Source organism: Williamsia herbipolensis, assembly GCF_036153515.1.
In the GTDB taxonomy this organism is placed as follows: Bacteria; Actinomycetota; Actinomycetes; order Mycobacteriales; family Mycobacteriaceae; genus Williamsia_A; species Williamsia_A herbipolensis.
Window position 1 is genome coordinate 3,668,653 of the sequence record NZ_CP108021.1, and the last position, 21,133, is coordinate 3,689,785.

Here is a 21,133-nt window from a genome sequence, read left to right on the forward strand (position 1 = left end):
ACAGCGAGCACCGGGTGGCCGGGTCCTGCTCGCACCACTCGATGCAGGTGCAGTCGACCCACGGCGCGGCCATCACGCCGCCCACAGCGTGAGCTGACGCGGAGGGCAGTCACACGTCATCCCGCGCAGACCGACGTAGTGACCGATGCACGCCTCGTGTTTGTGGCAGTGCTGCGGTCCGCCGTTGGTGGGCCGGAACGGGTCGTCGCGGCGGGCGCGCTGGTCGCGGCGGTGGTTCAGCATGCAGTGGCGGAACGCGTTGCGGTCGAGGAGTTCACGCTCGTAGCGGCGCCAGATCCGCGCGTTGCGTTTCTGCTGCGGTGTCGCGGTGAAGTGCGGGCCGTGGTCGGCGACGGCGGCCATCGCGGCGGTGACCTCGGCGGTGGTCATGTAGTCGAGGTCGATCATCGGCCGGACCAGTAGGCGGCGACCCGCTCGGCGGCGGCGTCCTCGTGCGCGCGGCGTGCGGCCTGCGACTCGCGCATCCCGCTGATGGTCTCGGTCCACCCGCACTGGTGGCAGCCCGTCACGAACGACTCGAGCCGCTCCGTGGTCGGGATGTGGTGGGTGTTGTGGTGCTCGGGGATTGCGAGCTGTGCGCGGTACCAGGCTGCTGCGCGGTCGCGCGCCTCGAGCTCGGCCGCCCAGTCGGCGAGCAGCTCGGCGCTGCGAGTGGCGACGAACGCCGGGGCCTCGACGGCGGCGAGCGCGGCGTGCATCGAGCGCAGGTTGGCGGTCGGGGTGTTGCGCAGGATCGCGGCGGTGCTGCGCGCGGCGACGGCGGTGGTCCGTAGGTCCTTGTGCATGTTCGGGCGGTAATTGGCGTCCCATCCTCGGTACTGGCCGGGGCGGATCGGGGTCGCGGTGCTGGCGGTCATCCGGCATTCCTTACGTTGTCTGACTGAGTGGAACAACGTTAACCCCGAGGTGCACCATCGCGCAAGCTGACACAATCAGACTGTGCCACCGCTACCCGAACGATCGTAGGAGCAGCCATGGGAGACGCACGCAAAAGCCGCAGAGTCCGCGGCCGCGGCACCGAACGCGAAGCCCAAGCCCTGCAGCTGTTCCTCGCCGGCTGCACCTACGAACAGATCGCCGAAAAGGTCGACGGCTACAGCTCCGCGTCCACCGTCTGCCGCGCCATCACCCGCGCACTGAAACGCCGAGCCGACGAACGCGACGAACTCGCCGACCAGGCACTGACCGTCATCCTCGAGCAGCTCGACGGCGTCCTCCGCGGCCACTACCTCCGGTCACTGCGCGGCGACACCAAGGCAGCCGACATCGTGCTCAAGGTCATCGACCGCAAGATCCGGCTCGGCGGCTACGACACCGGCCCCCACGTCGCCGTCCAGGTCAACCAGTACGGCAGCCACCTCGACCACGAACTCACCGAACTCGTCGCCGGTGTCATCGACGCCGCCGGCGACTACGGCCTCCCGGTGTCACCAGAGCTACGCGAACTCCCCGAACAGTGAGCACCGCCGCCGATGCGGCCGCGATCCTCGAGAAGATCAACCGCCGCCGGCAACTCACCGAGGCACTGATCCACGCCGGCCGATTCGACAACATCGGGCCCGCGAAGCTCGCCGAGACCATCCACCGGCCCCCGATGTTCGTGCGCCGCGCCCACATCGACCTGATCAACCGAGAACTCACACGCCTGCTCATCGACCCCGACGGCGCGCTGATGATCTTCACCCCGCCCCGCGTCGGGAAGTCGACCATGGTGTCGCGGTACTTCCCGTTCTGGTGGCTAGGGAACATCCCCACCGCGCCGATCATGCTCGGCTCCTACGGCCTGTCCCTGGCAATGCGGCACGCCGCCGCCTGCCGAGCGATGGTCGAGACCTACGGCCAGCTCTACGGGCTGTCCCTGTCACCGACGCAGGCCACCAAATCCGACTGGCAGATCGAGCACTACGGCGGCGGGATGATGGCCCGCGGCGTCGGCGGCGGCATGACCGGCCAGGACATGGCGCTCGGCATCATCGACGACCCCGTGAAAGACCGCGCCGCAGCGGAATCGGAGACCATCCGCAAGTCGGTGGTCGACTGGTATTCGGGATCGTGGACATCCCGCAAGGTCCCCGGCACCCGCGAGGTCCTCGTCATGACGAGGTGGCGGGCCGACGACCTGGCCGGCGTCCTCCTCGACCGCGACGGCCGCGTCGAGGAGGGCGGACGGTGGCGCGTCGTCCACCTGCCCGCGATCGCGATGGAACCCGACCCCGAGAAGGGCGTGCCCCCGGACCCGTTGGGCCGCGACCCGGGGCAGCCGCTGACATTCCCGACCATTGACCCCGACGACACCAAGGGGCTTCTCGCGCACTGGGCGAAGCGCCGTGCCGGCTCGTCCTCGAGGGATTGGAACGCCCTCTACCAGGGTGTCCCGTTCGACGCCGAGGGCGCGCTGCTCACCGAGCACCAGATCCGCGACCACACCGCGACACCACCCGAACCCGGCAGCGAGCACGTCGTGCGGGCCGCTGTCGGCGTCGACCCGTCCGGTGGTGGGCGAGACACCGCGGGCATTGTCGGCGGTGTCCTCGACGACGGGGGCCGCATGTGGTGGGTCGCTGACCGCACCGCCCGGATGTCCGCCGAGAAGTGGTCCCGCGAGGCGTGCCTGATGGCCGTCGAGATCCGAGCGACCCGCATCGTCGTCGAAGCGAACTACGGCGGCGACGCGACGACCACCCTCATCCGGCAGGCGTGGGACCACCTGGTCCGCGACGGCGAGATCCCCGCCGGCATGCTGTGCCCGCTGATCGTGCCGGTCCACTCGAGGCAGTCGAAGGTGTTGCGCGCCGAGCCGATCGCGCAGGCCGTCACCACCGACCGCGCATGGTTCGCGCCCGGGCTGCAGCAGTTCACCGACGAGTGGCAGCTGTGGACACCGGGGTCGAAGTACTCGCCCGGCGCTCTCGACGCCGGCGTGCACGTGGCGTGGGATCTGCTGCCGCCGATCGCGAGGGGGTCGGCGGTGACGACCGCAGCCGGTCGCTCGCGGACGGAGATCGCGCAGGGTGCGTCGCTGCTGAAACGGCGTCGATAGAAACAGGGGCACAATCGTGACTGTGCCCGCGTTACGGTGTTACATTGTTCGAGCAAACCGAACAACCATCGAAGGGGTGGACGGCAGATGCCGATGACAGCACTGGACAGTCCCAACGACACCGTTGGTTGGTGGTCGGCGATCAAAGTCGGCGCAGGAACAGCGGTTCTGTGCATCACGCCGATCTGGCTGGCCCCTCACCTCGTCAGCTGGCTGTCGTGAGCGGGGACATGCCAGAGGGCGTCGCGGCGCTGCTGTCCGCGAGCGACGTCGCGACACTTAACACGACCGTCGGCCGCGACGACGCGACGATCTCCGAGTGGATGCGTGACTGCGCCGCGATGCAGGCGACGCAGCGGCCCACCGAGGTCGTGGTGCCCGCCGACGTCGTCGGCGCCTACACGCGGTGCACGGTCGCAGCACAGAAGCTGGTGCGGCACCTCTCTGCGCTCGCGGTCGTCGACGTCGACGACCGCAACGTCGCCAAGGCCACGCTCCACGCCTGGCGCTGCGAGATCCCCGTGTGCCCCGCGCAACGCCTGTGGGACGAACGCCTCGCCCGGCTACTGCGGTTCTCCACCCTCGAGCAGCGGATGCAGCTCGCCGCGGTCTACCCGATCCACGCCCGCCTCGCCGAGATGATGACCACCGCAGCTGGTCTCGAGACGGTCCGCGCGATGGCGGGCGAGCAATGGTGACGCCCTGCGAGTGCGGCAGCGACGCATCCACCGAGCGGTGCTGCGGCTGGGTCCGCGACGTCCTCGACAACGACGGAGTCGACAAGTGATCGGGCACAAAGAGCCCGACTACGAGGCCATCACGCAGGACCGCGAGGAACGCCGCCGACCGACGATCGAGCAGATCGAGGACCGCTACGAACGCCGCGTCTACGGCGACGACAGGCGCTACCGGTGACCGGGCACCCGTTCATCGCGCTCGCGGTCATGCTGTGCCTCCTCGCTGCCGCGGTCCCGTGCGCAGCCGTCGGCGGTGCCCGCGTCCAACCCCGACTCATCGGGGCCGGCGCCGCCATGGCTGCCGGTGCGCTCGTCGTCGCGGCGGTCGCGCTGTGACCACCGAATGCGACTGCGACGCCTGCCTCGACCTCGACGTCCTCGACGAGCTCGACCCCGACTTCGGCGTCCTCACGATCACCCCGAACCCCCGCTACCTGTGACCACCACCGAAAGGAACCAGCCCATGACCGACACCCCGCAGTCCGAGGACCCGGCCAACCCGGGAGCTGACGCGAAAGAGTTCGCGTCGGTGCTCATCGCTCACGCCAAGGGCCGCGCCCACGACGAGGCGACGAAGCTCCTCGCCGAGGCCGTCGCCGCCGTCCACGACACCGGCAAGTCGGCGACCGTCACCGTGACGCTGTCGATCGCGCCGGTGAAGAACAACGACACCGTCGTCGCCATCACCGACCGCGTCGCCGCGAAGATCCCGACGTCGAAAAAGGCGTCGATGTGGTTCTCCGACAGCGACGGCGGACTGCACCGCAACGACCCCACCCAGTACCGGCTCGACTACACCGACGCCGACCGCAACCACACCCCCAACCGGAAGGACTGACACCACATGGCAATCCCGCAGAATCCCGAGATCGACATCCCCGTCGACGTCGATCTCAACGCGCTCGGTTTCGGCCGTGACCAGAACCCCGTCCTGGTCGTCGACACCAACCTCGACGACGTGACCGTCGCCGTCGGAGTGACCGCAGAGAAGGGACTGCAGGTCGAGGTCATCGACCTGCGCAACATCACGGACGCCGCTGAGGGCGCCGACCCCATCCGTGTCCGCGACACCCGTATCGTGGCCGACGTCGAGAGTTTCCTCGGCGAACTCGCCCGCCGCCCGCTCATCGAAGGCAGCTCGACCCTCTGGGGCAGCGTTGCGCAGTCCCGGATCCTCGCGATCTACGACGACCACGGCGTCACCACCCCCGGCCACCGCGCCGACCGGCTCATGCTGCAGCTCAAGCGCGACGCCGACTGGGTCGCGTGGCACGAGCTGTCCGACAAGTTCCTCGCGCAGGAGGAGTTCGGCAACCGGCTCGAGGACCTCCTGCACACCGTCACCGACCCCGAGCAGGCCGAGCTCCTCGAGATCGCCGACAGCATCCGCGCGTCGACGTCGGGGGAATTCGAGTCCAGCATCAGCCGCAGCGACGGCGCGCTGTCCGCGGTGTACCGCACCGAGGTCAACGCCCGCGCGGGTCGCAGCGGCACCCTCGAGGTCCCGCAACACATCACCCTCGAGCTGCGCCCGTGGGAAGGCCACCCCGAGACGTACACCGTTCGTGCTGCGTTCCGTCTCCGCGTGCAGGAGGGGACGCTGAAACTCGGTGTGAAGCTGCAGCCCACCCGCACCACCGAGCTGCAGGCGTGGCGTGACCTGACCACGCGCATCACCAACGAGGTCGCGGTGCCGGTCTACGCGTCGGGTGTGTCGCTGTGAGCGCCGGGAACGGGCGGACGCCCGCGGTGAAGCTGGTGCAGCTCGGCGAGCGGTCGTGGACGTGGCGCCGGCACGGCGCCAACGGTGCGGTCGTCGCGGTCGCGCCCCGCGCGTTCGGTGTCCGCAGCAACGCGCTGCGCGCCGCCCGCGCCGAGGCGAAGGTCACCGGCGCCCGCCTCGTCGACCTCACCACCGGGAAGTGAGTTCGGTGTCGACCCGCCCGGCAGTGTCGCTGCCGGGCGGGGTCACGCCGCAGACGTGGCGTAAGAAGCCCGTCGACGTGCAGGCCATCCAGTTCAGGGACTGGGGTAGTGCGCTCGCGATCATGGCGTGGGCGCCTGGCGTGTTCTACGTCCCCCGCGGCGCCGAGCACGGCCTGCGGTACCCCTCCGAGTTCGATCGCAGCCGCGGCGACGTCCTCGACACGGCGCCGGCCTACCTCGCGGTCCCCGACATGACGGTGACGTCGACCGGTGCCGCGGTCCCCGGCTACACGCGGGCCGACCATGGCGACTACATCGTGTTCGACGACGAGGGCACCCTGCGGCGTGTGCCGCAGAAGCACTTCCACGAGGCGTACGACAAGGTCCCCGCGTCGTGAGCGCCGCATCGAGCTACGGCGAACTGCCCGACGGTCTGCGAGAGACGCTGCGCGCGGCATACGGCTCCGACGAGGACGCCGCCCTCGCATTGGGTCTCGCCGCCGGCGCGGCGACCGCAGCGGCCATGGCCAAGCTCGCGGACCTTGTGGGCGCCGACCCCGACGCCCTGATCAACGCGGTCATCAACGCCGGCGGACCGCCGATGGCGACCAAGTACGCGGTGGCCACCGAGTCCGGTGCTGCCACAGCAGACGAGGAGCGAAATGCCTGACAGACAACCAGTCCCGACAGTGGGCCGCATCGTGCACTACCAGTCGTACGGAACCCCGGGCGGTGAGTACCTCCCCGAGCCGCGCGCCGCGATCATCACCGAGATTTCCTGGCCGCGCGTCGAGGTTACGCAGCCGAGCGGTGAAGCCGTGGCGTGCGTCGGGTGCGGGGAACAGTTTGTGCACGGCCGAGCGCTCGAATCCGAGCATTCGCAGGAAGAGTGCGACGAGCAGTTTCGCGAGCGGGTCGCGAGCGGCGAGGTGTCGCCGTTGGTCGGTTTGTGTGTCCTGAATCCGACGGGCCAGTTCTTCAATCGCGACGTGGCCTACGCGGAGGAACCCACGCCCGGGCACTGGAACTGGCCACCGCGCACTGAGGCAACCGAACTCCGAGACGGCGGGGGCGTCGTGTTTGGTGTCGTGACGCCGCGGTGACCGCACGGTGGACGCTGGCGGTGTCGACATCGACGTCACTGACCCGCGCTGACCGGTGGCCGTGGTGGCACCGGATCCGCCGGCACCGCATGTCCCGCGGCATGGGGTGGATGACGCCGACCAGGCGTTGCCACACCTGCGGCTGCGAGTGGTTTCTCTGCTGACCTGCGAAACGCCGATACACTCCCGATTGTGTCGTCTCTCGATTGGTGGGCCAGATGTCGGTGAGTGTGTTCCTCCTGTGCCTTGGCCTGACCGCGCGCGCCACGCGGCTCGTCACCGATGACCGCATCCTCGCCGCGGTCCGCGCCCGGCTGATCGGCCGTTACGGACCTGACGCGTTCCTGCCCTACCTCGTGGGATGCCCGTGGTGCATGTCGCCGTACATCGCCGGCGGCGTCTACTCGATCGGCTGGTGGTGGGGCGACACCACCGCGTTCGTCATCGTCGCCGCGGCCGCATCAGCGTCCTGGCTGTACGGCATCGCCGCGACGTGGGCCGACCCCCTCGACACCGGGCGGCTGTGATGCCACGTCCCGAGTCGTCGTCCCGGATCATCGCGTCCTCGGCGTTGGCGATCCCGCGGCGGCGACGTGCACGGTCGCAGCTCGCGACGTCGACCATCCCGATCGTCGACGGACTCGGCCGCGCCCGCGGCTCGATCACCGCCGCCGCGCAGGCACTGACCGGGCCGAAAGCGTCAGTCGCGTCGAAGGTCAACACCGAGCAGTGGCAGACCGAAGTGTGGGGACTGCGCCACGAGGTCCCCGAGCTGCGATTCGTCGCCGACCGGCAGGCGTCCGCGGCGTCGCAGTGCCGCCTGTTCATCGGGCAGACCCCGAAACCGGGAGACGAACCGGTTCCACTCGACGACTCCGCACCGCAGGTCCTGCGTGAGCTCAACGAATCGATGTTCGGGCAGCTCGCCCAAACCCAGCAGGCCATGTTCCGTGCCGCCCAGCAGGTCGTGAACGGCGGCGAGACCGAGCTGCTGGTGTCGGTCGACGACGACCAGCGGTGGTCGTGGTCGGCGTGGGCGCCGAACGAGGTGACCGGCTCGGCGGTCACCGGGTGGGCAATCCGCGAGGGCACCCAGTCTCGGCCGATCAACCCCGACCGCGAGCTGCTGGTGCGGTCCTGGCGCCCCGCGCCCGAACAGATCATGTTCGCCGACTCCCCGGTGCGGTCCCTGCTGCCGGTGCTCCGCGAGCTCGTGTCGCTCACCAAGTACGTGTCCGCGCAGATGGATTCCCGTCTCGCCGGCGCCGGTCTGCTCCTCGTCCCTGCGGGCATCAAACCGATGGGCGGCCAGTTCGACGAACAGAACAAGACGCTGACGTTCGCGCAGGCGCTGGCCGAGACGATGATGGTGCCCCTCGTCGACCGCGACGACGCATCGTCGATGGTGCCGCTCATCGCCGAGGTCGAGCCCGCCCTGATCGAGAAGATTAGGCACATCACGTTCGCGTCGACCCTCGACCCGCACGCCGCCGAGCTGCGATCGGAGCTGATCCGCCGCATCGGTCTCGGCATGGACACCGACCCGTCGGTCCTCCTCGGCCAGGGCGAAGCGAATCACTGGTCGGGGTGGCTCATCGCCGAGGACGAAGTGCGGTTGTCCGTCGCGCCCGTCGCGGCGATCATCTGCCACTCCCTCACCCAGTTCTGGCTGTCGTCGCTGCTCACCGAGATGGGGCTGTCGCCGGCCGACGCCGCCCGCTACCAGGTGTGGTTCGACGCGTCGCCCCTCGAGCTGCGCCCCGACCGGTCGAAGGATGCGCAGACGCTGCACACCCAGCGCATTGTGGGCGCCGCGACGGCTCGCCGCGAGTCCGGGTTCAACGACGGCGACGCCCCGACCGCGGAGGAGCTGCGGTACGCCGTGCTGCAGGACCTCCTCACCGCTCGACCCGAACTGGCCGAGGCGATCCTCCCCGCGATGGGCATCAATCTCGCGTTGCCCGAGATCGTCACGCCGACGACACCCGCGCTGCCACCGGATCGGCCGGCACCCGACCCCGCCCCGGCCCCGTCCGCAGACGACAAGTCGGTGCAGTTCGGTGCACCGGACACCCTCGACGACGGGCCCCCGCAATGACACCCACCGACCTCCTCGTCGCGACCGAGGTCGCCACCCTCAAAGCACTCGCCGCCGCCGGCCGCCGGGCACGGCTCCCGCGGTCGCAGGCAGACCGCATGCGCGGTGTCCCCGAGCACGCCGTCCACACCCGCATCCGCATCGCCGCCCACCCCGAGCAGTGCGAGCGGCTCCTCGCTGGCGCGTGGGGTGCCCTGCGGATCGCGCTGACCGGCCGCATGCCCGACGGCGACATCACCGTCGTCATCGACGTGTGCGACGGCTACGCCCGGGAACTGATCGTCGCCGGCCGCCCCCTCAACCGCGGCGAGCTGTCCGACCGAGTCCAGGCAGCTCGGCACCAGGATGCCCACATCTGAGCGCCGCGCCGGCCGTCTGCGGGTACTCGCCGAGCAGCGCATCGAATACGCCGTCGGCGTCGCGATCAGCCGGTGGCTCGAGGAACTGCAGCGCGTCATCGTCGCCGAAGCGGGCGGCCTCCTCGGCCAGTCACTCACCGCGGCGCCGTCCGGGTTCGACCCGAGTATCCAGGCCATCGAGGCTGTCACCGCGAGCTACGAACGGTGGCGCACCGACACCCAGCAGCTGATCCTGCCGTCCGTCGAGGTCGCGTTCGGTGAAGCGTTCCGGCAGGCCCGCGCCGGCTCCGAGTTCTCCACGAACCGAGCCCAAACCGAGTTCCTGGCGACGGTCAGCGACCGCCTCAAGATCTGGCCGGCCGGCGCATTCGAGGAGCTGCGGCCTGAGCTGCTCGAGGCGATCAGCGAGGGCGAGACGATCGAGCAGATCCGTGACCGTGTCGGCGAGGTCCTCGGCATCAACGCCGAGTCCCGCCGGATCCGCGCCGACATCGGTGTCGTCGACGCCGAACTCACCGACGACACGCTCACCCCGCACGAGCGGCGTGACCTGCGCGCGACCCGCCGTGATCTGTGGGAGGCGCACGCCGCGTCGCTCAAGGAGTGGGAGTGGAAGGCCCGACGTATCGCCCGCACCGAGTCGCAGGGCGCGGTGCAGGGTGGGCGGCTCGCGGCGATGTCGGCGATGGCGCAGGCGTCTGGTGACCGTTGGTACAAGCGGTGGGTCGCGACCGACGATGAGCGGGTGCGGGCCACGCACCGCGTCGCCGACGGTCAGGTCGTGCCGATCGACGGTCTGTTCCGGGTCGGCGGGTTCATGCTGCCGCACCCCGCCGCGCCTATCACCATCGCGCCGCACGAGACGATCAACTGCCGGTGCACGCTGTCGTTTTACAACCACGACCAGCTGCAGGACGCCCTGCAGGGCAAGGACGGGTCGATCGGCGTGATCCGGCCCGGCGGTGTCCGCATGGGCCCCGACGACCCCGATGACGCCGACGTCGTCATCGCAGAGGTCGCCCGGCCGGGGGAGCGGGTCGCACCCGCCCGCGGCGAGGACCACGGGCAGTCGCTGCCCGCCGAGCACGCCGAGCCCGAGGACGTCGCGCTCACCGACGAGCGTGAGGCCCCGCTGCCCGACCTCACCGAGGTGTCCAGCGACGAGCTCGTCGCGTTCATGGACCAGGCCAACGACGCCCGCGACGACCGCCTCTACGAGTGGGTGGAGGCCGAGTGGCTGCGCCGCGAGGGCCCCGACGACCCCGAGTGGGACGACCCCGTCGAACCAGACCCCGACGACCCCATCGACGACGTCGAGCTCGACGCCGACCCCGCACCAGACCTCGAGGCCGACACATCGCCCGAACCGCTCCCGGACCCGCCGAAGCCGTGGCGCCCACCCGAGGACACCTACGACGACAGCTGGCCCGACCCGTGGGCACTCGACCCCGTCGACGACACCGTGCCGCCCACCCGATTCGAGCAAGCCGAGACCGCGTTCAACGATGCGATCGCCGCCGGCGTCGATGACGACGACACGATCAACCAACTCATCGCCGCGATGGACGAGGCCGCCGCCGCGGACGCCGCCGACGCCGAAACGACCCGCCTGGCGAACGAACAGAGCGACCGCATCATCGCGCTCATCGACGGCGGCGAACACCCCGACGAGGCCGAGTCGATCGTCACCGGTGTCCCCGTCGAACGGATCCGCCGCGACCGGTTCATCGCCGAGGCCCGCGCCGACGGCCACACCGGCCGAGGGTTCGACGAGCTCGTCGCAGCGGCGTGGCGGGCCGCGGTCGCACTGGACTACCTCGCCGCCGAAAACGCCACCCGCGGCCACATGGTGAAATCCCGGTACAAGCTGACCGTCGACCCGTTTGACCTGTGGACTCTCAATGAAACGCAGGCCCGCAAGTACATGTCCGAGGAGGTGGCGGCGTGGTTTGATGAGAACGGTCGACTGACCAAATCCGAGTTCCGGCGCCGCATCCTGTCTGGCGGCACCGCGAGCGACGGCTACAACGGCCGAGGGGACTTCCTGCAGTGAGCGGACGACGTGACGCGGTGATGACCGCGCAGGCGCTCGGCGCTGACGCCGCCCGCGTCGAGACCCGCGACGCGGCGGCCACCAACCCCTACCGCGGCACAGATCCCGTCCTGGCCCGGTTCTGGCGACGCGGTCACGACGCCGCGCTCGCGCAGCGGATCACCGACACCGCCGCCCGCGACCAGTAACGTTCGACCACCCCACGCAGCTATCGTGGACGCTGCGAGAGCCGTGATGCCGCTGGCCGTGGGCCGGGCCCGATGTTCGACGGGTGCCCCACAATGGCGGACGACACCACCACCACGACCGCACCACCCACCGCGTGGCGAGGCCCCATCCTGCCGCTGAACACCGAGTCCGGTGACGGCCGCGTGTACCAGCTCGACGACGGCGCCGACATCGATGTCCGGCCGCTGCCGCTGCCGCTGTGCGCGCAGACCGAGATCAGCCCCGGCCACGACGGCGCTCGCGTGATCGGTCGCCTCGACCGCGTGTGGGCCGAGGACGGCCACGTGTGGGGCGAGGGCACATTCGACTCCGAGGACGCCGAAGCGATGCAGTGGGCCCGCAAGGTCCGCGACGGATACGCCGGGTGGGTGTCCGCCGACTTCGACCGCATCGGCTACCGGCAGGTCGCCCGCGACGCCGACGGGCAGGAGGTGACCGCCGCCGACATCGCTCGCGGCGCCGTCGCCGACGGCACCCCACAGACCCAGGTCCACACCTGGCGGATCATGGGCGCGACGCTGGTGTCCGGGCCCGCGTTCGCCGAGGCGAAGATCGCCGCCGTCGACGCCGGCACTCCCGACGCCCTGACCGCGTCGCTCACCGCCGCCGGCGTGAACTACCCGGCATCGCATTTCGCCGACCCGCAGCTGCCCGGCCCGACGGCGCTGACCGTCACCAAGGGTGGCCGCGTGTTCGGTCACCTCGCGAACTGGGACACCTGCCACATCGGCCGCGCCGACCGGTGCATCCGCCCACCGCGGTCCGCCGGCGCATACCGGTACTTCCACAACGGACTCATCGACACCGACACAGGTGAGCTGCCCGTCGGCAAGCTCACCCTCGGCACCGGCCACGCCCGCATGGGGCTCGGCGCGCACGCCGCCGTCGAGCACTACGACAACACCGGCGCCGCCGTCGCGATCATCCGCGCCGGCGAGGACCAGCACGGCATCTGGGTCGCCGGCCGGATCCTGCCCGGCGTCAGCGACGAACGCGTCGCCGAGCTCCGACGGTCCGGTGTGTCCGGCGACTGGCGCACCATCCGCGGCGCCCTCGAGCTCGTCGCCGCGCTCGCCGTGAACACCCCCGGGTTCCCGGTCCCGCGCGCTGAGGCGCTCGTCGCCGGCGCCGAATCGTCCCTCGTCGCCGCCGGTGTCGTCGTCCCCGGATGGGAAGCGCCGCGCTGCACCGACGAGGCACCCGAGCTCGAGCACGCCGCACCGCCGGTCGTGCAGGCAGCCGAGGAGATCGTCGCGTCGGTCGCGGCCCGCGTCGCCCACGACGAGAACCGGATGCGGGTCGCTGCACTCGATCGACGGATGGGCGCCGCGGTCGCCGCGCGACAGGGAGCAGTCGCCGCCCTGACGTCGCGGATCCGCGCGACATCGGCGTCACTGCTCGAGCGCCGCGCGACCCGCGCCGCCGACACCCCGGGTGGACGCATGCCGCCCGAGCTCCACCGGTACTGGACGAAGGGCGAGGGCGCCGCGAAGTGGGTCGCCACACCGCACCCGTTCACCGCGCTGGTCACTGCGCTCGAGGCGACGCCCGACATCGCCGCGGACATGTCGCCCGAACAGATCAAGGGCCTGGCCGCGAACCTCTATCACGACGTGTTCGGCAAGTGGCCCGGCCCCGACCGCGGCGACAAGGCAGACGCCGTCCCCGACGCGGCAGCGCTCGACCCCAGCGACCCGCCGACCGACCCGGCGCCCGCCGAGCCGACCGACGACGCCGAGCCCGAGCACACCGGCGGCATGGTCGCGCTCATCCCCGCAGCGAGCGACGCCGCCGACCTCGCCCTCGACGGCGCCGAGCCACCCGACGAGCTTCACGTCACCCTCGCCTACCTCGGCGACGACCTCACCGACGTCGCCGATGACCAGGTCGACGAGTGGGTCCGCATCATCACCGAAGGCGTCGCCCAAGCGCAGCCACTGTCCGGGACCTTGTTCGCTCGAGCGTCGTTCAACGACCAGAACCCGGACCGCGAGCAGTGCGCGGTGTACCTGATCGAGGCGCCGGGGCTCTCGGCCCTCCGCGCCCAGGTGTGGGACATCGCCGAGGCCCCACCGATCGAGGCGCCCGCCCCGACGTTCGACGGCTACGTCCCACACATGACGATGGGCTACGGCGTCGACGTCGGCGACCTCGCCGCCGGACAGGGCCGCGAGGTGACGTTCGACCGGATCCGTGTCGCTGTCGCCGGCCGCACCGTCGATATACCGCTCGGTACGCCACCTCCATCGTCGGATGACGTTGAGGAGCATACAGTTTCGGACGTTCCGGCCGAACCTGTCGCTGTTGCAGCAGGAGTCAGCTGATGGGGTGCCGATCCTGCGGCGAACGCGGGCCGCGTCGAACCGTGCACGAGGTCCGCAACACCGACGGCACAGTCCGCCGGTACGCGACCGAGGTCGAGGCCCGCGCAGCCGCAACGGCTTCCGGCGGCGTATACGCGCCGATCCGCGAGTGACCAGTGCGTCCTGCGCTATATTGAGTCCCGAGAGTTATGTGGTAGCCGCTGGCCGTGGGCCGGGCCGAAATTTTTCAGCCCCCGCCCCGCGGTAAGGAGACCTCCGGTGCCACAGTCCACCAAGCCCCTCGATCTCGTCCTCAATGCGCTCAAGGAGCGCGGCGCCAACGCCGAGGGATCTGTCAGCGAGTTCCTCGCCCAGCACCTCGCCGAGCAGGGCATGTCCCGCGCCGACGTGATCGCGATGCAGCACGACGCCATCGCCCGATTTGCCGAGACCCGCGAGGCGGGCCGATTCAGCGACGAGGACATGGCGCTGATGTCGCAGCTCGCCGACGTCAGCGAGGCCGCGAGCGTCGAGGTCGGCCGCCAGGACTCCGCGATCAGCGAACGCGACACCGCGCTCGACGATCTCGCCGGCCGCATGCAGCCGCTGCCCGACCCGGCCGCGGACCCCGCCACCGACACCGGTGCTCCCGCAGGCGATCCGGCGCCCACCGACGCCGCACCGGCCACGCCCGCCGCACCCGCGGCTGCACCGGCCGCCGACGCACCCGCCGCCCCCGCGCTCCCCGAGCCCGTCGCCGCGTCGGTCGCCGCCGCCGCGGTGCGCCGCATGCAGGACCAGGCGCCCCAGCCCACCGACACCCCGCGCCCGCGCGGCAACATCGTCAAGGCCGCCAGCGGTGTCCGCGGCGTCGACGGAGGCCAGGAGCTCCCCGACATCGCCGCGCTCACCGCCGCCGCGGTGTCCAAGTTCGAGTCGCTCCCGCCCAACGGCACCCTCCCCGAGGGATCGCTGCAGGCCGGCCACATCGCGCAGGTCATCGCGCAGTACCCCGCCGAGCTCGTCGCGTCCGGCGCCAACGACACCGACGTCGTCGAGTTCGCCGCCGACCAGTCCCGCCTCGAGCAGGGATCGCTCGTCGCGTCCGGCGGATGGGGAGCACCGTCGGAGGTGTTCTACGACATGTCGCCGTCGCTGGCATCGGCGACCGCCGGCCTCGTCGACATGCCCAGCATCGGCGTGACCCGCGGCGGTATCCGCACCGCACCGTCGCCGGTGTACGCCGACCTCGTCGGCCAGGACATCGCGCTCACCCAGACCGAGGTGCAGGCCCAGGCCAACACCCTCAAGCGGTTCTACCGCGTGCCGCAGGCCGGCGCGTGGAACGAGACCCGCGCCGACGTCGTCTACACCGGCATCGAGTCGGGCATCCTGCAGGACGACGCACTGCCCGAGCAGAAGCGCGCCCACATGGAGATCGCGCTCGCACTGCACGCCCACGAGGTGAACCGCATGACGATCGCCAAGGCAGTCGCCAAGGCGCTCGGCGTGTCCGCGGCTGCTCTCGGCCCGTCCGCGGTGAACGCCGCGCTCAACGCGGTCGAGTGGCTCATCGAGAACGCCCGCTACGCCTACCGCACGGACCCCAGCATGATGTTCGACGTGTGGCTGCCGCTGTGGGCGCGTGTGGTGCTGCGCGCCGACTACGCACTGCGCAACGGGATCCCGCTCGAGAACGTCACCGACGAGCAGATCACCGCCTGGTTCACCGTCCGCGGTGCCCGCGTGCAGTGGCTCTACGACTGGCAGGACCACTACTCCGGTGTCACCGGCGGTGTCGGTGCCCCGTTCCCGTCCGACGGGTCCGGGACCCTGACCTACCCGACGTCGCTGCTGATCGAGATCCACCCGGCCAACACGTTCGTCCGCGGCCGCGGTCAGATCGTGAACATCGAAGGCGTCTACGACTCGACGAACCTCGAGACCAACGACTGCCTGGCGCTGTTCATGGAGGAGAAGCTGCTCGTCCACCAGCGCGCCTACAAGGCGTGGAAGGTCACCGTCCCGATCAACGTGATGGGCGCCGCCGGCTCGGCGCGGCTGCTCGACCACAACGGGAAGATCGCCACCACCTGACCCGGGGAAGGCTCCCCGCCTGCTGACACGGGCGGGGAGCAGGGCAGGTAGGCGACCACCACAGCGACGTCGGAGAGGCACACAGCGATGGCAACACCAGCACCCAGCCGGATCGAACCGGCCGCGGTACCGCTGGATCCGCCGCGCTTCGGGCTGCTCTCGGCGGCGTCGGTTGTCGTCGGACTCGACGACCCACACGCCCGCAACGGTGTGCAGTACCCGCCGAACCCGCTCGGCGACACCGTCGGTGTCGAGCGCGTCGTAGCCGTCAACGGCCCATCGGTGCCGCGGACCATCGACGACGCCGGCATCGAGTGGGCGTCAGCGCCCGGGCTGATCGTGTTCGGCGGATTCAGCAACCCGAGTCTGCCGCTCAACGATCAGACGCTGAGGGAGCGGGCCACCGCGATCCTCGCGGCCGGCGAGTCCGCCGCCGTCGAGGCCGCGATGTGGTCGCAGCTCGGCGACGACGGCGACGCGTCGCTGATCGAGACCGCCACCGTCCTCGGCTCCGACCCCGTGTCGCTTCCGGCGGCGGTGGGGCTCATCGAGGAATGGTTCTGGCCCCGGTACGGCGGCACCCCCGTCATCCACGCCAACCGGCAGGTGGCAGCGCACGCCGCGAAGGCGGTGCAGCTCAACGTGTCCGGCGGTGTCGCCACAACGACACTGGGAACCAGGTGGTCGTTCGGCGGCTACTCCGGTGACGGCCCGACAGCACCGGCACCCGCCGGCGCTACGTGGCTGGTGGCGACCGGGCAGGTGAAGGTGCGGCGCAGCGACATCACCGTCTACGGCGGAACGATGCAGCAGGCAGTCGACCGGCACACCAACGTCGCTCGCTCCGTCGCGGCCCGCACCTACGTCGTGTCGTGGGACGACATCGCAGTAGCCATCCCGGTCACGCTGGCCGGATAGGGGAGAGGAATCCATGAGCGACACCGTCATCATCGAGATCGACACCACCGACGGCGAGAAGTACCGCGAGGTCCTCAACGACCTCCTCGACCACGCCGGCGACGCCGTTTCCGAGATCCAGTTCGACACCTCCACCGACCGGGACGGCCGCATCACCGCACCCCGCGACGTCGTCGAGAGTGCCGGCCTGACCGCCCACATCGTCACCGACACCGACGATTCCGCCACCGACGACGACAGCGACTCCGACCAGGGTGACGCCGGCGGCGACAGCGGAGACAACGGCGGCGGCACCAACACAGTCGAGGAGCCCCCGCGCAACGGCAAGCGCGAGGTCTGGGTCGCATTCCTCGACGAGCAGAACGTCGCTCACGACGCCGACGACGACCGGAACGAGCTCATCGCCCGGTGGGACGTCTACCGCGCCAACACCACCCCCTGACACCATCTGACACTTTTCTGCTGCTGGCCGTGGGCCGGGCACTATCACCGAGGTCCTCGCGATGACGAACCACCGGTCAGCAGTAATCCGCGGCAAGGTCGCCCGATTCACCCGCCTCAACGGATGCGGCGTGCCCGTCTCCAACACCAAGGGCACCCTCGCCACCGATGGGTACGTGAAGATCACGATCACCCAGCAGTGGCAGGAGGGCGTCGACACCGCCGTCAAGAACGCCAACGGCAAGCTCGACGTCACCGACAAGACCAAGGACCAGCTCAAGCGCGTCGAGGTGGTCATGGAGTTCACCCGCATCGACCCCGAGGCGATCTCGCTGGTCGACGGCAACCCGACAATCCTCAACGCCAAGGGTGACTCCGTCGGGTTCGGCATGGGCAGCAACGCCACCGACGTCTACTTCGGTCTCGAGACGTGGCAGGACATCACGAACACCGCGTGCGGCACTGCCAAGCCCTACTTCCACTACACCGTGCCGTACCTCGGTAACGGCAAGATCGACGGCGAGGTCGTGATCCAGGAGGAGACCGCGTCGTTCACGATGAAGGCCGAGTCCTACGCGCCGAACTCGTGGGGCGCGAGCCCGTACCTGGTGGACCTCAACGCCTCCGACGCCGCGGCCGGTCTGTTCACGCCGATCGATCCCAACGAGCACGTCCGCGGACAGCGGACCCTCGTCGCGCCGCCGGCCCCGACCGCCGGGCTGGTCCCGCTCGTCGTCACCCCTTAGTCGCCGCGCTGCCCGGGGACGAGGCGTTCCCGGGCAGCTCTGTCTTTCCGGGAGCGGATGAATGACTCCGATCAATTTCGTTGCCCGCCTGTGGAAAGACGGGAAGCAGGGCGGCACCCCGATCACTGCTGCGGCCCTCAACCGCCTCGAGGACGTCATTGTCGCGATCATCGCGGCGGTGTCGTCCAAGGCCGATCTCGTCGCCGGCAAGGTGCCCGTCGACCAGCTCCCCGAGCGGGCGATCGTCCGCTACCTCGGTTCCGTCGCGTCGCAGTCGGCGATGCTTGCTCTCGGCGGCGACGAGTCCGATTGGTGTGTGCGCACCGACACCGGCACCCATTGGGTAATCGTGGGTTCCAACCCGACGCAGATCGGGTCGTGGAAACAGATCCCGCTGCCACTGGACGCGATGTCGAAAGCGGTCGCGGATGCTTCATATGCCCCGGCCAATCCCGACGTCGTGATCAACCGCGACTCCGGTGGTGTGGTCACTTCCGTTGTGGAGAACGGCCTCTCGACCGTCCTCACACGCAACTCGGATGGATCACTGGCGACCGTCAAACGCGGCGACGCACCGACCAAGACAGTCACCCGCAACTCGGCGGGCCAGATCACAGGAGTGTCAGCCTGATGGCGTTCTCAGATGTCGTCCTCGCCACCGAGGAAGCCGCCGCCGATGCGGCCCGCAGGTACCCCCCGATCGGACCGTGGATTCAGGCTGGCCCCACCGAGGTGTCGATCCGTGCCGCGGCGATCGCACTCGCTGCGTACGGCGGCGGCACGATCATGCTGCCGCCGAAACAGATCACCCTCACCTCGCCGCTGCCGTACCTCCCGGGCATCACCTACCAGGGCATCCCGCCGAAGGTGCTGCAGCAGAACGTCACCGCAGGAACCTGGCTCGGCGACGGCGAGTGGGACTACGTCGGCGGAACCCGCCTCGTCGGCGACGGCACGTTCGCCGCGTTTGAGGCCAACCCCACCGACCAGGCCAGCGTGCAGTCCGACATCGGCAACACCCAGATCTCCAACGGCGGGATCTACGGCATCGGTGTCGACAACTTCACGTACGGCATCCACATCGGCGCCCAGAACATCATGGGCATGGTCTACGGGAAGATCGACAAGTTCTTCGCCAAGAACTGCTCCCAGTGGGGCGTCAAGCTGGTCAACTTCCAGCACGTCGCCATCGGCGAGATCCTCACGTGCCTCTGCCAGAACGGCCAGTACTACGGCGCGCTCATGCCCGGACTCACCCTGTACCCCGGCAACCTGGAGATCGGCGAGATCTTCAACCTGATCCCCCGTGACGGCCGCGACAACCGCAAATGCCGAGGCATCGTGTTCGAGATCGGCGGCACCAACGCAGCGCTCAACGAAGTCCTCGTCCGCCGCGCCCAGTGCAACGGCTTCAACCGCGCCAACCTGTCGACGACCGTCACCCTCACCTCGGGTAGCACCTCGGTGTCGGTCCCCGACGGCACCAACTTCCTGCCTGGGATGGTCGTCAACTTCACCACCACCAACTTCGGCTTCACCCTCGGCCAGGCCTACGTCATCCAGTCGGTGTCGGGCAACACGATCACGATCGGCAACGGCAAGACTACCGCTGCGATCTCGGCCACCGGCTCGGGCACGCTGACCATGAACACCCGAGGTTTCCCGAACATCGAGGTGTCGTCGCTCAACACAGGCGCTCAGCTGTCGAACTCGCAGTTCTTCCAGCTCGACACCGAGGGCACCGCGTCGTGTGGCCTGTGGCTCGAGAACATCACGGGCTGCACGTTCGGCCTCGCCGACATCCCGGCGACGATCGTCGCAGCGCATGTTGTCGGGCGGACGGTGAAGTTCTCGGAGATCAGGTGCCAGAACGCGGCGGTCACCGACTTCGACGCGAACTCCACGACCAGCACCTACTACGGTGCCCGCGGCGCGGCGTATCAGCGCCCGCTCAAGGGCTTCTGGGTCGACACCGTCAACGGGGTCAACGGCCTCAACATCGGCAGCGGTGGCAACAACCAAGGGACGCTCCCGGACCTGCACAACCGGTCGGGCAACTTCATCTACCCCCGCGCCGGCATGGGCAGCCAGGTGTTCTTCCGCGACACTTCAATCACCCTGGGCGGCGCAAACACCGGCCGCGTTGTGTTCGCTGGGACGGCGGTCGCCACCTACACACTGCCGACCATCGTCACCGACACCTCGCCGGCGGCGAGCCACATCGGTATGTACTTCGACATCTGCAACGTCGGCACGGCCAACCTCACGGTGGCGACGGACGGCACTCAGGTCATGAACAAGGTGTCCGGCCGCACCTCTGTCACCGTCGCGCCGGGGAATTCGGTCGTGGTCACCGCGGTGAAGGACGCCGGCGGCAACCTGTTCTGGCTCGCGAAGGCGTCGGCGCTCGTCAGCTGAAGGATTCTCCGGGGAGAGGGTGCTGATGCCAACCGTCGCCCGCGAGGACTGCGGTGCGCAGCTGCTCGTCGTCGAGGTGATCCCACCATTGGGAGGCCAGCAGCCGGTCGATCTGCGGCTGACCGAATCGGTATCGGATGTGCTTCGCGGGGACGCCACCGACGATGGAGTACGGCTCCACATCGTGGGCAACCACCGCGCCGGCCGCCACGATCGCCCCGTCGCCGATGGTCACGCCCTGCATGATCGACGCGGCGCTCCCGACCCACACGTCGTTGCCGATGACCGGCGGCGCGGCCAGTTCGTCGAGCCCGGTGCTGGCGTCAATGACGCTGTCCGGTCCGTAGGTGTACGGCGACGTCGACAGGTAGCCGACCGGGTGCTGCTCGGCACCGATCTGCGCGTAGTGGGCGATAGAGCAGAACTTCCCGATGGTGCCAGAGAAGACGATCGCTCCGCGGTTGACATAGCTGTAGTCACCGATCACCACCCCCGGGTTGATGACGACGTCCTTGCCGATGCCGACCTCGCGGCCGAGCTGGGCATCTGTGGAGACGTCGATGCTGCGGACGTACCGGGTGTGGGGGAAGGCCCGTCGTACCCGACGCCGCCGGACGGCGTCCCGAATGAACTGCGGCACCATAG

Annotated in this window: 27 protein-coding genes; 24 read left to right on the forward strand and 3 right to left on the reverse strand. The window is 69.7% G+C overall.

Annotated elements, in window-relative coordinates; all coding sequences use genetic code 11:
* Nucleotides 1-72 precede the first annotated feature (72 nt).
* A complete protein-coding gene (locus tag OG579_RS16960) occupies nt 73-408 on the reverse strand; it encodes a hypothetical protein (RefSeq protein ID WP_328856885.1) in 336 nt (111 codons plus the stop codon).
* A complete protein-coding gene (locus OG579_RS16965) occupies nt 405-878 on the reverse strand; it encodes a hypothetical protein (protein WP_328856886.1) in 474 nt (157 codons plus the stop codon). The genes OG579_RS16960 and OG579_RS16965 overlap by 4 nt, the downstream gene beginning before the upstream one ends.
* 117 nt (nt 879-995) lie before the next feature.
* Between OG579_RS16965 and OG579_RS16970 the strand changes: the two genes are divergently transcribed.
* The 24 genes from OG579_RS16970 (at nt 996) to OG579_RS17085 (ending at nt 20,488) form a co-directional block, all read left to right on the forward strand.
* Nucleotides 996-1,481: a hypothetical protein gene (locus OG579_RS16970; protein WP_328856887.1), complete on the forward strand. Its 486-nt coding sequence runs from the start codon at nt 996-998 to the stop codon at nt 1,479-1,481.
* Nucleotides 1,478-3,061, forward strand: a complete 1,584-nt coding sequence (locus OG579_RS16975) for a terminase large subunit domain-containing protein (protein ID WP_328856888.1) — start codon at nt 1,478-1,480, stop codon at nt 3,059-3,061. The genes OG579_RS16970 and OG579_RS16975 overlap by 4 nt, the downstream gene beginning before the upstream one ends.
* 93 nt (nt 3,062-3,154) lie before the next feature.
* Complete coding sequence (locus OG579_RS16980; protein ID WP_328856889.1) at nt 3,155-3,283, forward strand: hypothetical protein; 129 nt, start codon at nt 3,155-3,157, stop codon at nt 3,281-3,283.
* Nucleotides 3,284-3,291: 8 nt separating this feature from the next.
* Entirely contained in the window at nt 3,292-3,759 is a 468-nt protein-coding gene (locus tag OG579_RS16985; RefSeq protein WP_328856890.1) for a hypothetical protein, read from the forward strand.
* An 85-nt stretch (nt 3,760-3,844) separates the two neighbouring features.
* The gene (locus tag OG579_RS16990; RefSeq protein WP_328856891.1) at nt 3,845-3,976 is read left to right on the forward strand and encodes a hypothetical protein; all 132 of its coding nucleotides are present in this window, start codon (nt 3,845-3,847) and stop codon (nt 3,974-3,976) included.
* Complete coding sequence (locus tag OG579_RS16995; RefSeq protein WP_328856892.1) at nt 3,973-4,134, forward strand: hypothetical protein; 162 nt, start codon at nt 3,973-3,975, stop codon at nt 4,132-4,134. Before OG579_RS16990 ends, OG579_RS16995 begins: the two co-directional genes overlap by 4 nt.
* A gap of 127 nt (nt 4,135-4,261) precedes the next feature.
* Entirely contained in the window at nt 4,262-4,636 is a 375-nt protein-coding gene (locus tag OG579_RS17000; RefSeq protein WP_328856893.1) for a hypothetical protein, read from the forward strand.
* Nucleotides 4,637-4,642: 6 nt separating this feature from the next.
* Nucleotides 4,643-5,521, forward strand: a complete 879-nt coding sequence (locus OG579_RS17005; protein ID WP_328856894.1) for a DUF2303 family protein — start codon at nt 4,643-4,645, stop codon at nt 5,519-5,521.
* Complete coding sequence (locus OG579_RS17010) at nt 5,518-5,724, forward strand: hypothetical protein (protein WP_328856895.1); 207 nt, start codon at nt 5,518-5,520, stop codon at nt 5,722-5,724. The genes OG579_RS17005 and OG579_RS17010 overlap by 4 nt, the downstream gene beginning before the upstream one ends.
* A 5-nt stretch (nt 5,725-5,729) precedes the next feature.
* Entirely contained in the window at nt 5,730-6,122 is a 393-nt protein-coding gene (locus tag OG579_RS17015) for a hypothetical protein (RefSeq protein WP_328856896.1), read from the forward strand.
* Nucleotides 6,119-6,394 carry a hypothetical protein gene (locus OG579_RS17020; RefSeq protein WP_328856897.1) on the forward strand — a complete coding sequence of 92 codons (276 nt, stop codon included), beginning with the start codon at nt 6,119-6,121 and terminating at the stop codon, nt 6,392-6,394. The genes OG579_RS17015 and OG579_RS17020 overlap by 4 nt, the downstream gene beginning before the upstream one ends.
* Before the next feature lie 19 nt (nt 6,395-6,413).
* The gene (locus OG579_RS17025) at nt 6,414-6,827 is read left to right on the forward strand and encodes a hypothetical protein (protein WP_328856898.1); all 414 of its coding nucleotides are present in this window, start codon (nt 6,414-6,416) and stop codon (nt 6,825-6,827) included.
* A gap of 218 nt (nt 6,828-7,045) precedes the next feature.
* On the forward strand, nt 7,046-7,354 hold the full coding sequence (locus OG579_RS17030) for a hypothetical protein (protein WP_328856899.1): 309 nt from the start codon (nt 7,046-7,048) through the stop codon (nt 7,352-7,354).
* Nucleotides 7,354-8,925, forward strand: coding sequence for a hypothetical protein (locus tag OG579_RS17035; RefSeq protein WP_328856900.1), 1,572 nt, complete (start codon nt 7,354-7,356; stop codon nt 8,923-8,925). The genes OG579_RS17030 and OG579_RS17035 overlap by 1 nt, the downstream gene beginning before the upstream one ends.
* Nucleotides 8,922-9,284 carry a hypothetical protein gene (locus OG579_RS17040; protein ID WP_328856901.1) on the forward strand — a complete coding sequence of 121 codons (363 nt, stop codon included), beginning with the start codon at nt 8,922-8,924 and terminating at the stop codon, nt 9,282-9,284. The genes OG579_RS17035 and OG579_RS17040 overlap by 4 nt, the downstream gene beginning before the upstream one ends.
* Nucleotides 9,271-11,337 carry a phage minor head protein gene (locus OG579_RS17045; RefSeq protein WP_328856902.1) on the forward strand — a complete coding sequence of 689 codons (2,067 nt, stop codon included), beginning with the start codon at nt 9,271-9,273 and terminating at the stop codon, nt 11,335-11,337. The genes OG579_RS17040 and OG579_RS17045 overlap by 14 nt, the downstream gene beginning before the upstream one ends.
* The gene (locus tag OG579_RS17050) at nt 11,334-11,525 is read left to right on the forward strand and encodes a hypothetical protein (RefSeq protein WP_328856903.1); all 192 of its coding nucleotides are present in this window, start codon (nt 11,334-11,336) and stop codon (nt 11,523-11,525) included. The genes OG579_RS17045 and OG579_RS17050 overlap by 4 nt, the downstream gene beginning before the upstream one ends.
* A gap of 93 nt (nt 11,526-11,618) precedes the next feature.
* Nucleotides 11,619-13,889: a 2'-5' RNA ligase family protein gene (locus OG579_RS17055; protein ID WP_328856904.1), complete on the forward strand. Its 2,271-nt coding sequence runs from the start codon at nt 11,619-11,621 to the stop codon at nt 13,887-13,889.
* 258 nt (nt 13,890-14,147) lie between these two features.
* Nucleotides 14,148-15,965, forward strand: a complete 1,818-nt coding sequence (locus OG579_RS17060) for a major capsid protein (RefSeq protein WP_328856905.1) — start codon at nt 14,148-14,150, stop codon at nt 15,963-15,965.
* Between the two features lie 87 nt (nt 15,966-16,052).
* Nucleotides 16,053-16,883, forward strand: coding sequence for a hypothetical protein (locus tag OG579_RS17065; protein WP_328856906.1), 831 nt, complete (start codon nt 16,053-16,055; stop codon nt 16,881-16,883).
* A 13-nt stretch (nt 16,884-16,896) separates the two neighbouring features.
* On the forward strand, nt 16,897-17,325 hold the full coding sequence (locus OG579_RS17070) for a hypothetical protein (protein ID WP_328856907.1): 429 nt from the start codon (nt 16,897-16,899) through the stop codon (nt 17,323-17,325).
* Nucleotides 17,326-17,386: 61 nt separating this feature from the next.
* The gene (locus OG579_RS17075) at nt 17,387-18,070 is read left to right on the forward strand and encodes a hypothetical protein (protein ID WP_328856908.1); all 684 of its coding nucleotides are present in this window, start codon (nt 17,387-17,389) and stop codon (nt 18,068-18,070) included.
* Between the two features lie 61 nt (nt 18,071-18,131).
* On the forward strand, nt 18,132-18,701 hold the full coding sequence (locus OG579_RS17080; RefSeq protein ID WP_328856909.1) for a hypothetical protein: 570 nt from the start codon (nt 18,132-18,134) through the stop codon (nt 18,699-18,701).
* Nucleotides 18,701-20,488, forward strand: a complete 1,788-nt coding sequence (locus tag OG579_RS17085) for a hypothetical protein (RefSeq protein ID WP_328856910.1) — start codon at nt 18,701-18,703, stop codon at nt 20,486-20,488. The genes OG579_RS17080 and OG579_RS17085 overlap by 1 nt, the downstream gene beginning before the upstream one ends.
* Here OG579_RS17085 and OG579_RS17090 read toward each other — a convergent pair.
* Complete coding sequence (locus OG579_RS17090; protein WP_328856911.1) at nt 20,481-21,131, reverse strand: CatB-related O-acetyltransferase; 651 nt, start codon at nt 21,129-21,131, stop codon at nt 20,481-20,483. The two genes, OG579_RS17085 and OG579_RS17090, sit on opposite strands and share 8 nt — an antisense overlap.
* Nucleotides 21,132-21,133 lie beyond the last annotated feature (2 nt).

Bases quoted from the DNA above. Each gene is read 5' to 3' on its own strand.
- OG579_RS16960 (WP_328856885.1), bottom strand. From the start codon at position 408: ATGATCGACCTCGACTACATGACCACCGCCGAGGTCACCGCCGCGATG.
- OG579_RS17045 (WP_328856902.1), top strand. From the start codon at position 9,271: ATGCCCACATCTGAGCGCCGCGCCGGCCGTCTGCGGGTACTCGCCGAG.
- OG579_RS17040 (WP_328856901.1), top strand. From the start codon at position 8,922: ATGACACCCACCGACCTCCTCGTCGCGACCGAGGTCGCCACCCTCAAA.
- OG579_RS16985 (WP_328856890.1), top strand. From the start codon at position 3,292: ATGCCAGAGGGCGTCGCGGCGCTGCTGTCCGCGAGCGACGTCGCGACA.
- OG579_RS17090 (WP_328856911.1), bottom strand. From the start codon at position 21,131: ATGGTGCCGCAGTTCATTCGGGACGCCGTCCGGCGGCGTCGGGTACGA.
- OG579_RS17080 (WP_328856909.1), top strand. From the start codon at position 18,132: ATGACTCCGATCAATTTCGTTGCCCGCCTGTGGAAAGACGGGAAGCAG.
- OG579_RS17070 (WP_328856907.1), top strand. From the start codon at position 16,897: ATGAGCGACACCGTCATCATCGAGATCGACACCACCGACGGCGAGAAG.
- OG579_RS17035 (WP_328856900.1), top strand. From the start codon at position 7,354: ATGCCACGTCCCGAGTCGTCGTCCCGGATCATCGCGTCCTCGGCGTTG.
- OG579_RS16980 (WP_328856889.1), top strand. From the start codon at position 3,155: ATGACAGCACTGGACAGTCCCAACGACACCGTTGGTTGGTGGTCGGCG.
- OG579_RS17065 (WP_328856906.1), top strand. From the start codon at position 16,053: ATGGCAACACCAGCACCCAGCCGGATCGAACCGGCCGCGGTACCGCTG.
- OG579_RS16970 (WP_328856887.1), top strand. From the start codon at position 996: ATGGGAGACGCACGCAAAAGCCGCAGAGTCCGCGGCCGCGGCACCGAA.
- OG579_RS17075 (WP_328856908.1), top strand. From the start codon at position 17,387: ATGACGAACCACCGGTCAGCAGTAATCCGCGGCAAGGTCGCCCGATTC.
- OG579_RS16965 (WP_328856886.1), bottom strand. From the start codon at position 878: ATGACCGCCAGCACCGCGACCCCGATCCGCCCCGGCCAGTACCGAGGA.
- OG579_RS17085 (WP_328856910.1), top strand. From the start codon at position 18,701: ATGGCGTTCTCAGATGTCGTCCTCGCCACCGAGGAAGCCGCCGCCGAT.
- OG579_RS17030 (WP_328856899.1), top strand. From the start codon at position 7,046: ATGTCGGTGAGTGTGTTCCTCCTGTGCCTTGGCCTGACCGCGCGCGCC.
- OG579_RS17005 (WP_328856894.1), top strand. From the start codon at position 4,643: ATGGCAATCCCGCAGAATCCCGAGATCGACATCCCCGTCGACGTCGAT.
- OG579_RS17000 (WP_328856893.1), top strand. From the start codon at position 4,262: ATGACCGACACCCCGCAGTCCGAGGACCCGGCCAACCCGGGAGCTGAC.
- OG579_RS17055 (WP_328856904.1), top strand. From the start codon at position 11,619: ATGGCGGACGACACCACCACCACGACCGCACCACCCACCGCGTGGCGA.